Below are 13,769 nucleotides of genomic sequence, written 5' to 3' on the forward strand. Positions count from 1 at the left end.
TAACTACCTACTTTCCTAAACAAAATTGTGAAAATATTTTATCAATTATATCTTCTTCTAAGGTGTCTCCAGTTATCTTGCCAAGATTATCCCATGCATTTCTTATATCTATAGATGCCAAATCTATAGCAGATGTATTCTTTAATGCTCCTAAAGCTTCAATACAACTTTCCTTAGCTCTTATAAGTCCTTCCTTATGTCTAGCATTAGTTATAAATAAATCTCCCGGTTTAACCTCACCTTTAAAAAACAAGTCTTTAATACATGTTTTTATCTTATCCAATCCTTTACCTGTCTTTATTGAAGTTTTTATTATACAACTGGAATCTAAATTACAAATATCGTCTAAATTTATTTTATCATTTATATCAATTTTATTTAATAGAATTATATATTTTTTATCTTTTACATAATTCATAATCTCTTTATCTTCATCATCCAATTCTTCACTTGAATCCAGCATTAATATGACTAAATCAGCTTCATCTATCTTTTGTTTAGATCTTTCTACGCCAATTTTTTCTACCAAATCCTCCGTTTCCCTTATCCCTGCAGTATCAATTACCTTTATAGGAATTCCATCTATATTCATATATTCCTCTATAACATCCCTTGTTGTACCTGGTACATCTGTAACTATTGCCCTATTTTCTCTAATTAAAGAATTTAAAAGTGAGGACTTACCTACATTAGGTTTTCCTACAATTACTGTATTCAATCCATCTCTGACTATCTTACCTTCTTCCGCAGTGCTTAATATATGATTTATTTCGTCTAATATTTCCTGTAATCTCATGGAAACCTTATCTGATGTCATTTCTTCTAAGTCTTCTTCAGGATAGTCCACTGTAGCCTCTATATGTGCAATTACCTCTAAAAGCTTTTCTCTAAGTGCGTTAATTTCTTTAGAAATCTTACCAGTAGACTGCTGTACAGCTGACTTCATCGAAAGTTCAGTTTTTGCTCTAATTATATCAATTACCGCTTCCGCCTGACTTAAATCTATCCTTCCATTTAAAAATGCCCTTTTTGTAAACTCTCCTGGCTCTGCAATTCTAGCTCCAGATTTAATAACTTCCTCGAGTACTTTCTTAGTTGCCACAACTCCACCGTGACAATTTATTTCAACTGTATCTTCTGAAGTATAACTTTTAGGGGACTTCATAAAACTAACAAGTACTTCATCTAGTAATTCACCAGTACTTTTTTCTACTATATAACCATATCTCATAGAATAAGGCTTCATATCAATCAAATTTTTATTATTTTTTCCTTTAAATATACTATTAACTATTTTAAGTGAATCACAGCCTGAAATTCTTATAATCGATATGCCACCTTCACCTAAAACCGTAGCTACAGCTGCTATTGTATCAAACTCTTTCATCATTTCACTTCCTCAAAATATAATTTATCTGATGGCTACCTACTGTAACACTCCCACTTCTATCAAAGTGGGAGCTAACAGTAGCTAAGCCCCTAGATAATTCATCTAAACTTAGTGAGAGAAACAAAACTCTAAAGAGAAAGCAACTATCAGCAAATCAAAGATTTGGAACATTTGCTTTTCCCACTAAGTAAGATTTATTGATAAATATACTTCTACACATAAGATAATCTAAATCTAGCTAACGTTTAAAATTATTTTGTATCTCTCATTTATTTTTCTAAATGTAAAAAAGAAAGCCTTTAGGCTTTCTTTAAATCCACTACAACTCTTCTAAAGGGTTCCTGACCTTCGCTATATGTATTCACATAAATATTATTTTGAAGGGCAGAATGAATTATTCTTCTCTCGTAAGGATTCATTGGTTCTAACTTAATTATTCTACCTGTCCTCTTAACCTTCTCAGCTACTCTTCTAGCAAGTCTCTTTAGAGTTTCTTCTCTTTTAAATCTATAATTTTCTGTGTCTAAAACAACTCTCTTATATTCTGTATCATGATTTTTATTTATTACAAGACTTACAAGATACTGAAGTGCATCTAACGTTTCTCCCCTATATCCTATAAGTATTCCCATTTCTTGACCAGTTAAATATATTTTTATGCCATTTTTGTCTTCTTTTATTTCTATTTCAGCCTCTACCTTAATTTTATCTAAAATACTTCTCAAAAATGTTTTAGCTTCATTTATATAATCTCTCTTAACCGTAACTCTTATTTTGGCTGGCCTCGTTCCTATAATATTAAAAAAACCTTTATTGCCTTCATCTAAAACTTCCATTTCCACTTTATCTTCTTCAACTTTTAATTCAGAAAGTGCAGTTTTAAATGCATCCTCTACTGTCTTCCCAGTCGTTTCTATAAAATCCATAACACATGGCCACCCCCTAAGCCTTAATATTTCCTTTTTTCATTTCAATCTTTTTCAAAACAACAGTTTGTGCTATTTGAATTAAATTACTAACAACCCAATAAAGTACTAAAGCTGCTTTAAACTTTATACTCATAAATACCATGACTGCAGACATTGCTATATTCATTGTCTTTGCCTGCTTTGCTTGTTCGCTATTACCTGACATCATCAAATATCCTGATAAGAAAGTAGTTACGCCCGATAAAATAGCAAGGAATATATCTGTTTTAGCTAAATCCCCTATCCACAAAAAACTAACGCCATTTATTCCTGATAGATTATTAAAAACATAATAGAGAGCTATTAGAATAGGCCATTGAATTAGAAGTGGTAAACATCCACTAAAAGGACTTGCTCCTTTTTCTTTATATAATTTCATCATTTCTTGCTGTGCTTTTTGAGGATCTTTTTTATATTTCTCTTGTAGCTTTTTTACCTCTGGCTGAATTTCATTCATTATAAGTGAAGATCTTGCTTGTTTTATACCTAGTGGAAGTATTATAATTCTAATTATTATAGTCATTAAAATTATTGCGATACCATAAGACATATTCTGATTAGGTATGACGGAAGTTACACTATGATGTAAAAACTCAAAAAACTGAACAAAAGCATTATTTAGATATTGCAAAATATTAAACCTCCCGAAATTTATTTAACTGGGTCATATCCTCCCTTGCAAAATGGATTACACCTCAATATTCTCTTTATAGACATAAATCCACCTTTTATAGTACCATATTTTTGCAATGCTTCTACTGTATATTGTGAACAAGTAGGGTAAAATCTACAACATGGACCCTTCAAAGGTGATATATATTTCATATACAATTTAACTAAAAAAATTAAAAATTTTTTCATTTATTATACAAACCTGCTTTTTTAATTAAATTTTTCATGGAATTCTCTATTTCTATATAACTTTTACCATTTGACAAATTCCTAGCTATAAATACTAAATCATATCCAACTTTTATGTCTTCAATATTCAACCTAAAATTTTCTTTAATTAATCGTTTAATTCTATTTCTAATAACACTCTTTCCTACCTTCTTACTCACTGATATACCTAATCTATTTATACCCTTTTTATTTCTGTAGATATATAATACTAATAGATTATTAGAAAAAGATTTTCCTCTTCTATACACAGCTCTAAATTCTGCATTCTTTTTTATTCTGTAAACATCCATATGTTTTGCTCCTTTTTTCTGCTTGCAGAAAAAGGCCACAAAAGCGGCCCTTATGCTGTTAATCTCTTTCTACCTTTTTGTCTTCTTCTTCTAATAACATTTCTTCCTGACAAAGTTCTCATTCTTTTTCTAAAGCCATGCTCTCTTTTTCTTTGTTTCTTTTTTGGTTGATAAGTCATCCACATACTATAACACAACTCCTTTCCAATTTAGCATTTATTTTTTCTTTACTTATTATATATAGAGCGCAACAAATACATTACTCTCATGTAAACTAACATTTATAAAAGCAATCAATTCACCTAATTATAAATCCTAAAGTTTTACTATTAAATTATATATTCACTAAGTTACAATGTCAATACAAAATGAAGACTACAAAAATGGATAAAAAACATTACCTGTTAATATTTTTTATCGGTTTTTGTGGATAACTTCTTGAATAGGTAGTTAGGTTTTGATATTATAAATAGAGACCTGTTAATAACTTTAAAAATATATAACTTATCCACAACTGTGGATAAAAATGTGCATAAGTTGTTTTATTTTATATAAACTTCCTATTCATTTATACATTTTTAACTATTTTACTAACATTATTCATTGTAGATAATGTTAATATTTATTTTACGGTTATTGTTTATAACTTTTTTTATTTAAAAGATATAAACATATTTATAAACATGTGAATATTTTTATAAACATATGTCAAGAAAATATAATGACGTTTATAATCATGTAAATATGTTGTGAATTATTTTTCTAAGACTGGAGGATACAAAATGAATGCCCATCCAAAAGAAATATGGGAACAATCTTTAAACATAATAAATGGTGAAATTACTGAAGTAAGCTTTAACACATGGATTAAAAGTATTACTCCTGTATCTATTGAAAATGACACCTTCATATTAAGTGTACCAAATGACCTTACCAAAGGCATATTAACTAGTAAATATAAAAATTTAATAGCTAATGCTCTAAAATTAATTACTTCAAAAAAATATAACATTAAATTTTTAATTGCCTCTGAATCAGAAGAAGCTTTAACATTAGACAATACTAATAAAAGACACAATAAAAATTCCGTATTGGTAAATGATGAAATGTCAACCATGCTAAATCCAAAATATACTTTTGATTCCTTCGTTATAGGTAATAGCAATAGATTCGCTCATGCAGCTTCACTTGCTGTAGCTGAATCACCTTCAAAAGCATATAATCCCCTATTCATATATGGAGGCGTAGGACTAGGCAAAACTCATTTAATGCATGCTATAGGACACTACATATTAAACAATAATAGTAAATCTAAAGTAGTATACGTTTCATCTGAAAAATTTACAAACGAACTTATAAATTCAATAAAAGATGATAAAAATGTAGAATTCAGAAATAAATATAGAAATATAGATGTACTCTTAATAGATGATATACAATTTATTGCAGGTAAAGAAAGAACCCAAGAGGAATTTTTTCATACCTTTAATGCATTATACGAGGCTAATAAACAAATAATTCTATCTAGTGATAGACCACCAAAAGAAATCCCTACATTAGAAGATAGACTTAGATCTAGATTTGAATGGGGACTTATAGCAGACATTCAACCACCAGACTTTGAAACTAGAATGGCTATATTAAAAAAGAAGGCAGACGTCGAAAATTTAAATATTCCTAATGAAGTAATGGTGTATATAGCTACTAAAATTAAATCCAACATTAGAGAACTTGAAGGTGCGCTAATAAGAATAGTCGCTTTCTCCTCACTTACAAATAAAGAAATAAGTATAGATTTGGCAGTAGAGGCTTTAAAAGATATAATTTCAAGCAAACAATCAAAACAAGTTACTATAGACTTAATACAAGATGTAGTTGCCAACTATTATAACTTAAAAGTAGATGATTTAAAATCTGCAAGAAGAACAAGAAATGTAGCTTTTCCAAGGCAAATAGCTATGTACTTGTGTAGAAAACTTACAGATATGTCTTTGCCAAAAATCGGAGAAGAATTTGGTGGAAGGGATCATACTACCGTAATACATGCCTATGAAAAAATATCAACTAATTTAAAACAAGATGAAAGTCTTCAAAATGCTATAGGCGATTTAACAAAACGACTAAATCAAAATTAAATATCAACAACTGTTAATATTATTTAGTAATAACACTGTGCATAAAAAATATTAATATTTTTTTTTCTAATTATGTGGATAACGTCAATTTTTATCAATTACTTATCCACAATTATTTTTCGCATTTTTTTACCCTATATCAACGCATTCAAAGGTTATCCACATAATCACAGCCCCTACTACTATTATTACTAAATTTAATTAATTATCTATATTCTATATATCTTTCTACATTGTGAATAAAGGAGGACATTAAATGAACTTTATATGTACAAAAACAGAATTACAAGAAGCTATTTCAATAGCACAAAAAGCTATTACAGGGAAATCCAGTATGCCAATATTAAATGGTCTACTTATTACAACCTGTAAAAACCAAATTAAATTAACTGGATCAGATATAGACCTCAGTATAGAAACAAAAATAAATGCAGAAATAAAAGAAGAGGGATCCGTAGTAGTTGATTCTAGATTATTTGGAGAAATTATAAGAAAATTACCTAATGACAATATAAATATTTCTACTACAGAAAATAATTCAATAGAAATAATATGTCAAAAATCTAAATTTAATCTAATTCATATGAATGCAGAAGATTTTCCTGAAATACCTAATATAAATGAAAATATTATTTTCTTAATACCTCAAAAAATACTAAAAGATATGATAAAAAGTACTATTTTTGCTGCAGCTCAAGATGAAACTAGACCTATACTTACAGGAATTTTATTTGAAATCAAGGACAAAAAATTAAATTTAGTAGCATTAGACGGATATAGATTAGCTTTAAAATCAGAATATCTTAATACAGAAAACATAATAAATGCTGTAATTCCAGAAAAAACTTTAAGTGAAGTTTCTAAAATCTTAGAAGATAATGATAAAAATGTAAATATAACTTTTACACCTAATCACATACTTTTTAATTTAGATAATACTAAAATTATATCTAGATTACTGGAAGGTGAATTTATAAAATATAATTCTATAATTCCAGATGAATTTAATTTACAAGTAACAGCTAAAAGAGAAGAACTTTTAAGTTGTATTGAAAGAGCTTCACTAATGGCTAAAGACAGTAATACCAATTTAATAAAATTAGAAATAGAAGAAAACAACATGATAATAACTTCAAATTCTCAATTAGGAATGGTCAGAGAAGAACTAAACATATTATTGCAAGGAGACACACTAAAAATTGCATTTAATTCAAAATACTTAATAGATGTCTTAAAAATAATGGACGAAGAAGAAATCATCATGAAATTCTCTAGCAGCGTAAGTCCATGCGTAATTAAAAATAAGGATAAAGATAATTGTACTTACTTAGTACTTCCTGTAAGGCTCTTAAACAATTAAAAATAAAAAAATTGGAGATAATAGAAAATGAATGAAATTAAAATTAATACAGATGTAATAAAATTAGATTCTTTTCTAAAATGGTGTGGGGCTGTTTCACAAGGATCTGAAGCTAAAATGTTTATAAAAGATGGAATGGTAAAGGTAAATGGAGAAGTAGAAACAAGAAGAGGAAGAAAACTTTCACAAGGATTTACAGTTGAATTTCAAGAAAAAACTTATAAAATTATATAGGTGCAATTAAAAATTTAGTATTAAATGTGCATTATATATTGTGATATAATTATAAATAGGTGTTTTTATATGTATATCAAGTATTTAAAACTTATTAATTTTAGAAACTATAAAGAACTAGAAATGGAATTTGATAAAAATTTAAATGTATTTATAGGAGATAATGCACAAGGAAAAACAAATATATTAGAGAGTATATACTATTGCAGTATAGGCAAGTCACCAAGAACAAATAAGGATAAGGAATTAATAAATTGGAATGGCAAATATGCTTATATAAAAGCTGGGGTATATAGTTCATCACACAACTTAAATGATAAAAAAATAGAAATAAAGATATTCAAAGAAGGCAAAAAGGGAATAAACATAAATTCTATAAGGGTAAATAAACTGTCTGAACTTATGGGAATTTTTAATGTAGTAATGTTTTCTCCAGAAGATTTAAAAATAATAAAAGAATCTCCTTCTTTCAGAAGAAAATTTTTAGATATAGAGCTGTGTAAATTCAGTAAAAGATATTATTATAACTTAGTTCAATATAACAAGGTTCTAAGTGAAAGAAATTTATTACTTAGAAAACGGAATAACAGTAATAGTGATATTCTTGATATATATGATATCCAGTTGTCTAAATATGGTGCAGTTATAATAGATCTCAGAAATAAATACATAAACAAACTTAGCAAAATGGGTAAAATTATTCATGAAGATATAACTTCACAAACTGAAAAAATAGAATTTAAATATGTAACATCTATAACAGACTTAGATAATATAGAAAACAGCTTGTTTAAAGTTTTGGAAACTAATAGGCAAAGGGATATAGAAAAAGGTATTACCCTCTATGGTCCACATAGGGATGATTTTGTTACGAGCATAAATGGTATAAACGTAAGAAACTTCGGTTCCCAAGGACAACAAAGGACATCAGTTCTAACTATGAAATTTGCGTCTCTTGAAATAATAAAAGAAATTACAGGAGAATATCCCGTTTTATTACTGGATGATGTTTTATCTGAACTAGATGCAAATAGACAAAAGTATATATTAAATTCTATAGATGAAATACAAACATTTATAACGGGTACAGGAATTGGCGACATTAAAAAAAATGTAAAAAAAGAAAATCAAATATTTATTGTAAAGAGTGGAAAGATGAATAGAATTTAATTTTGAAAGGAGATTGTTATGTTTTTACATTTAGGTGAAAATATAGTTGTTCCGATAAAAGATATAATTGGAATATTTGATATTGAAACTTCAACATATAATTCTGATACAACCCAATTTTTAAGAATGGCTGAAGAAGATGGATTTGTTCAAAAAATTACAAAAGATAAACCTAAATCATTCATTATTGCGGAAGTAAATAAAAAAAGTAGAATTTATTTATCACCTATATCTTCATCCACACTAGCTAAAAGGTCAGAAATTTTATGTTACGAACTCTAAAATAGGAGGATATAGGTATGATGCAAGAAAAAAAGCAAACTTATGATGAAAATCAAATACAAGTATTAGAAGGTCTTGAAGCTGTTAGAAAAAGACCTGGAATGTATATTGGAAGTACTAGTTCTAGGGGGCTTCATCATTTAGTGTATGAGATAGTTGATAATAGCATAGATGAGGCATTGGCAGGATATTGCGATAAAATAAATGTAATTATACATAAAGATAATTCTATAACAGTTACGGATAATGGTAGAGGAATGCCTGTTGGAATGCACCATAAAATGAAGAAACCAACTGTAGAAGTTATAATGACTATACTACATGCAGGAGGGAAATTTGGTGGTGGAGGATACAAAGTTTCCGGCGGACTTCATGGAGTTGGAGCATCAGTTGTAAATGCTTTATCTGAAATCTGTGAAGTTGAAGTAAAAAGAGAAAGCCATATATGGAGACAGGTATTTAAAAGAGGAAAAGTAGCAAGCGGACTTGACATAATAGGTGATAGTGAGGAGCACGGAACAAAAATTCACTTTAAACCAGATGCAGAAATATTTGATGAAATAGAATATGATTATGATACATTGGCTCAAAGGCTTAGAGAATTGGCATTTTTAAACAAGGGTATAAAAATAAGGTTAGAAGATGAGAGAGATGATAAAGAAGAAATATTTCACTATGAAGGTGGAATAAAGTCCTTTGTAACTTATCTTAATAGAAATAAACAACCAATTCATAAAGAGCCTATATACGTAGAAGGCAAAAAAGATGACTACTCTGTAGAAATTGCTATTCAATACAATGATGGGTATACTGAAAATATTTTTGCTTTTGCTAATAACATAGATACAGTAGAAGGTGGAACTCATTTAGCTGGATTTAAGTCAGCACTTACTAGAGTATTTAATGATTATGCAAAAAAATTTGGTATATTAAAAGAAAATGATAAGAACCTATCAGGAGAAGATATAAGGGAAGGCCTTACTGCAGTTATATCTGTAAAACTTGTAGACCCTCAATTTGAAGGCCAGACGAAAACAAAACTAGGAAATAGTGAAGTGCGTGGTATAGTTGACAGCATAATGGGAGAGTCCTTAAATAATTTTTTACAGGAAAATCCTCAAGTAGCAAAGATGATACTTGATAAATCACTTATGGCATCACGTGCTAGAGAAGCGGCAAGAAAAGCAAGAGAGCTTACAAGACGTAAATCTATACTTGAAAATACTTCTCTTCCAGGAAAATTAGCAGATTGTTCATCTAAAGATCCTTCTGAATGTGAAATATATTTAGTCGAGGGTGATTCTGCAGGTGGATCTGCAAAACAAGGTAGAAATAGAAAATTTCAAGCTATACTTCCGCTACGTGGTAAAATAATGAATGTTGAGAAACAAAGGCTTGACAAAATACTTGGCTATGAAGAAATAAGAGCTATGATAACGGCATTTGGAGCAGGTATAGGAAAAGACTTTGATGTAAATAAAATAAGATACAATAAAATAATAATAATGACAGATGCAGATGTAGATGGTGCGCACATAAGAACATTATTACTTACTTTTTTCTTCAGATATATGAAGGAACTTGTTGAAAAATGTCACGTTTATATAGCTCAACCACCTTTATATAGAGTAGCTAAAGGGAAGAAGGAATACTACGCATATTCAGATGATGAATTAGATGTATTGCTTACTGAAATAGGTGGGAAAGACAGTAATGTAGATATACAAAGATATAAAGGACTTGGAGAAATGGATTCAGAGCAACTTTGGGATACTACAATGAATCCTGAAACAAGGACTCTTATTCAAGTAAATGTAGAGGACACTATGGCTGCTGATGAAATCTTTACTATACTTATGGGTGACAAGGTAGAACCTCGTAGAAATTTTATACAAGAAAATGCTAAAAAAGTTGTAAACTTAGATATATAAGTAGAGAGGTGTAATAGATGTTTGATGAAGGAAAAATTTTACCAGTAGACATAAGCCGTGAAATGAAAAAAAGTTATATAGACTATGCCATGAGTGTTATTGTAAGCCGTGCACTTCCAGATGTACGTGATGGATTAAAGCCAGTTCACAGAAGAATACTGTACTCTATGTATGAGTTAGGACTTACTCCTGAAAAGGGATATAGGAAGTGTGCAAGAATTGTAGGAGATGTTTTAGGTAAATATCATCCACATGGAGATACAGCAGTTTATGATGCTCTAGTTAGATTGGCACAAGACTTCTCTATTAGGTATACTCTAGTTGATGGTCATGGAAATTTTGGTTCAGTAGATGGAGATAGTGCGGCAGCAATGAGGTATACTGAAGCTAAAATGAATAAGATAACACTTGAAATGCTAAGGGGAATAAATAAAAATACAGTAGATTTCGTTCCAAACTTTGATGGTGAAGAAAAAGAACCTTCAGTTTTACCTTCAAGATTTCCTAATTTGCTTGTAAATGGTTCTGCTGGAATAGCAGTAGGTATGGCTACAAATATACCACCTCATAATCTTACTGAAGTTATAAATGGTGTCATAATGATAATAGACAATCCAGATATAACAATTAGTGAGCTTATGACATCTATAAAAGGTCCTGATTTCCCAACTGCAGGAATAATAATTGGCACATCAGGTATAAGAAGTGCCTATGAAACTGGAAGAGGAAAAATATTAGTAAGGGCTAAAGCTGAAATTGAAGAAGTTAAAGGTAGAAACAGAATAATAATAACTGAAATTCCATATCAAGTTAATAAATCAAAGCTTATAGAAAATATGGCTGACCTTGTTAAGAATAAAAAGATAGATGGAATATCTGATATTAGAGATGAATCAGATAGAGATGGAATGAGAATAGTTATAGAATTAAAAAGAGATGCAAATCCTAATGTAACTCTTAATCAGCTGTACAAACATACAAGGATGCAGGATACTTTTGGAATTATAATGATTTCTCTTGTAAATAATGAACCCAAAGTACTGAATTTAAAGCAGATGCTTGTATATTATTTACAATTTCAAGAAGAAATTGTAACTAGAAGAACTAAATTCGATTTAGACAAAGCTCAAGCTAGAGCTCATATTCTAGAAGGATTAAAAATAGCATTAGATCATATAGATGAGGTAATACATCTAATAAGATCATCTAAAACTGCAGAGAATGCAAGGAATGGGTTAATGTCTGAATTTAGTCTTTCAGAAAAACAGGCTCAAGCTATCTTGGATATGAGACTTCAAAGACTTACAGGTCTTGAAAGAGAAAAAATTGAAAATGAATATAATGAATTGATGGAAACAATAAAACATCTCAAGGAAATACTAGAAAATAAAGAATTGCTGCTGAAGATAATTAAAGATGAATTAATTGAGATAAGAGATAAATATGGTGATGAAAGAAAAACTGAAATACAGATAAGCAATGATGATATAAATATTGAAGATCTTATTGAAGAGCAGGAAGTAGTAATAACGCTAACTCATTCAGGATATATAAAAAGAATTTCTGCTGATACCTATTCTTCCCAAAGAAGAGGGGGAAAGGGAATACAAGCAATGTCTACAAAAGAGGATGACTTTGTAGAGCACATATTTATTACATCAACCCATAATAATATTTTATTTTTCACTAACAAAGGTAAAGTATACAAATTAAAGGGTTATGAAATTCCTGATGCGGGTAGAACGGCTAAAGGAACAAATTTAGTTAATTTAATACCTCTACAAGGAGACGAACAAATTCAAGCAGTTATATCCTTTAAGGAAGTTGATAAGGACAATTATTTTATCATGGCTACTAGATATGGATTGATAAAGAAGACTAAGATAAGTCAATATGCTTCTATAAGAAAAAATGGATTAAATGCTATAAATTTAAAAGATGAAGATGAACTTATAGGAGTTAGAATGACTACGGGTGAGAGTGAAATTCTTATTTTCACTAAAAATGGATATGCTATAAGATTCAGTGAAGATGATGTAAGACCTACGGGAAGAAATACAACGGGAGTAAGAGCCATAACTTTAAGAACTGGTGATATAGCTGTAGCTATGGATATCGTAGATAAGTCTCAAGATGTTCTCGTAATTAGTGAGAATGGATTTGGTAAAAGAACTCCAGTATCCGAATACACTATTCATAGAAGAGGTGGAAAAGGAATTATCACTTACAAAGTTACAGAAAAAACCGGCTTAATAGTTGGTGCTAGAGTTGTAAAAGATGAGGATGAAATGATGCTCATAAATAGCAGTAATGTAGCTATAAGGCTCAATGTATCTGAGATTTCTGTTACAAATAGAAATACTATGGGAGTTACTCTTATGAGAACAGATGAAGAACAAAGGGTTGTTGCAATTGCTAAGATAAATTGCAGTGATGATACAAGTGATAATACAAGTAATGATATAGATGATAAAAAAGTAGAAGAATAATAAGTCCATTTAGATTAAATAGTATTAAATGGTTTAAATAAAATAAATACTAGTGTCTTGATTAGGATACTAGTATTTATTTTGTTATATTAAAAAAGCAACATAACCTAGTGTGTCAGTATAAGAATACTTAAGGAATAAGTATTATAGTGTATGTATTATAAGGTAATTTTATATAATGGTGATATTTTTGAATTATGCATATACGTAATGTGTTAGAATAGCAACTGTCGTCATCAAGCGAAGATATTAATTTGAGAATATCAATTGTAATGTCTCGTGCAATTCAAAATTACGTTTTGAAAAAAAGATGTTGACAAAGTAAGAAATAGATGATATACTATAAAAGCTGTCGAAGTGAGACGGCAAAATGATCCTTGAAAATTAAACAGAGGAAGATATAAGTACAACTTATTTAGAATAAACCAGCAATTCTTTTGAGCTGTGAGAGCAGCTAAAAAAGTAATTTCGTAATAAGAAGAGTCAATACAAACTTTTAAATTAAGAGTTTGATCCTGGCTCAGGACGAACGCTGGCGGCGTGCTTAACACATGCAAGTCGAGCGATGAAGCTCCTTCGGGAGTGGATTAGCGGCGGACGGGTGAGTAACACGTGGG

Annotated in this window: 13 protein-coding genes and 1 rRNA gene; 8 read left to right on the plus strand and 6 right to left on the minus strand. The window is 29.5% G+C overall.

The window, feature by feature from the left end; translation table 11 throughout:
• Window positions 1-7: 7 nt before the first annotated feature.
• The 6 genes from mnmE to rpmH all read right to left on the minus strand — a co-directional run bounded on the left by mnmE (window position 8) and on the right by rpmH (window position 3,736).
• Complete coding sequence (gene mnmE / locus CLCOS_RS19180; RefSeq protein WP_063601252.1) at window positions 8-1,387, minus strand: tRNA uridine-5-carboxymethylaminomethyl(34) synthesis GTPase MnmE; 1,380 nt, start codon at window positions 1,385-1,387, stop codon at window positions 8-10.
• 302 nt (window positions 1,388-1,689) lie between these two features.
• Window positions 1,690-2,316 carry an RNA-binding cell elongation regulator Jag/EloR gene (gene jag / locus CLCOS_RS19185; protein WP_013240856.1) on the minus strand — a complete coding sequence of 209 codons (627 nt, stop codon included), beginning with the start codon at window positions 2,314-2,316 and terminating at the stop codon, window positions 1,690-1,692.
• Window positions 2,317-2,332: 16 nt separating this feature from the next.
• Entirely contained in the window at window positions 2,333-2,989 is a 657-nt protein-coding gene (locus tag CLCOS_RS19190; protein ID WP_013240857.1) for a membrane protein insertase YidC, read from the minus strand.
• 20 nt (window positions 2,990-3,009) lie between these two features.
• Window positions 3,010-3,219, minus strand: a complete 210-nt coding sequence (yidD, locus tag CLCOS_RS19195) for a membrane protein insertion efficiency factor YidD (RefSeq protein WP_013240858.1) — start codon at window positions 3,217-3,219, stop codon at window positions 3,010-3,012.
• Window positions 3,216-3,551, minus strand: a complete 336-nt coding sequence (rnpA, locus tag CLCOS_RS19200; protein WP_013240859.1) for a ribonuclease P protein component — start codon at window positions 3,549-3,551, stop codon at window positions 3,216-3,218. Before rnpA ends, yidD begins: the two co-directional genes overlap by 4 nt.
• Window positions 3,552-3,601: 50 nt before the next feature.
• Complete coding sequence (rpmH, locus tag CLCOS_RS19205; RefSeq protein ID WP_013240860.1) at window positions 3,602-3,736, minus strand: 50S ribosomal protein L34; 135 nt, start codon at window positions 3,734-3,736, stop codon at window positions 3,602-3,604.
• A 597-nt stretch (window positions 3,737-4,333) separates the two neighbouring features.
• Between rpmH and dnaA the strand changes: the two genes are divergently transcribed.
• From dnaA to CLCOS_RS19245, 8 genes are all read left to right on the plus strand, one after another.
• Window positions 4,334-5,686, plus strand: a complete 1,353-nt coding sequence (gene dnaA, locus CLCOS_RS19210) for a chromosomal replication initiator protein DnaA (protein WP_013236715.1) — start codon at window positions 4,334-4,336, stop codon at window positions 5,684-5,686.
• A gap of 256 nt (window positions 5,687-5,942) precedes the next feature.
• Window positions 5,943-7,046, plus strand: coding sequence for a DNA polymerase III subunit beta (dnaN, locus tag CLCOS_RS19215; RefSeq protein ID WP_013236716.1), 1,104 nt, complete (start codon window positions 5,943-5,945; stop codon window positions 7,044-7,046).
• 27 nt (window positions 7,047-7,073) lie between these two features.
• Window positions 7,074-7,280 (plus strand): S4 domain-containing protein YaaA, encoded by a 207-nt coding sequence (gene yaaA, locus CLCOS_RS19220; protein ID WP_013236717.1) that lies wholly within the window; start codon window positions 7,074-7,076, stop codon window positions 7,278-7,280.
• 69 nt (window positions 7,281-7,349) lie between these two features.
• Complete coding sequence (gene recF / locus CLCOS_RS19225; RefSeq protein ID WP_013236718.1) at window positions 7,350-8,450, plus strand: DNA replication/repair protein RecF; 1,101 nt, start codon at window positions 7,350-7,352, stop codon at window positions 8,448-8,450.
• An 18-nt stretch (window positions 8,451-8,468) separates the two neighbouring features.
• Window positions 8,469-8,732: an extracellular matrix regulator RemB gene (gene remB, locus CLCOS_RS19230; protein WP_013236719.1), complete on the plus strand. Its 264-nt coding sequence runs from the start codon at window positions 8,469-8,471 to the stop codon at window positions 8,730-8,732.
• 20 nt (window positions 8,733-8,752) lie between these two features.
• Complete coding sequence (gene gyrB, locus CLCOS_RS19235; protein WP_174377515.1) at window positions 8,753-10,663, plus strand: DNA topoisomerase (ATP-hydrolyzing) subunit B; 1,911 nt, start codon at window positions 8,753-8,755, stop codon at window positions 10,661-10,663.
• Between the two features lie 17 nt (window positions 10,664-10,680).
• On the plus strand, window positions 10,681-13,152 hold the full coding sequence (gene gyrA, locus CLCOS_RS19240; RefSeq protein WP_063601253.1) for a DNA gyrase subunit A: 2,472 nt from the start codon (window positions 10,681-10,683) through the stop codon (window positions 13,150-13,152).
• A gap of 497 nt (window positions 13,153-13,649) precedes the next feature.
• Window positions 13,650-13,769, plus strand: a 16S ribosomal RNA gene (locus CLCOS_RS19245); the annotation flags it as partial.

Source organism: Clostridium coskatii, from assembly GCF_001675205.1.
GTDB lineage: Bacteria > Bacillota > Clostridia > Clostridiales > Clostridiaceae > Clostridium_B > Clostridium_B ljungdahlii.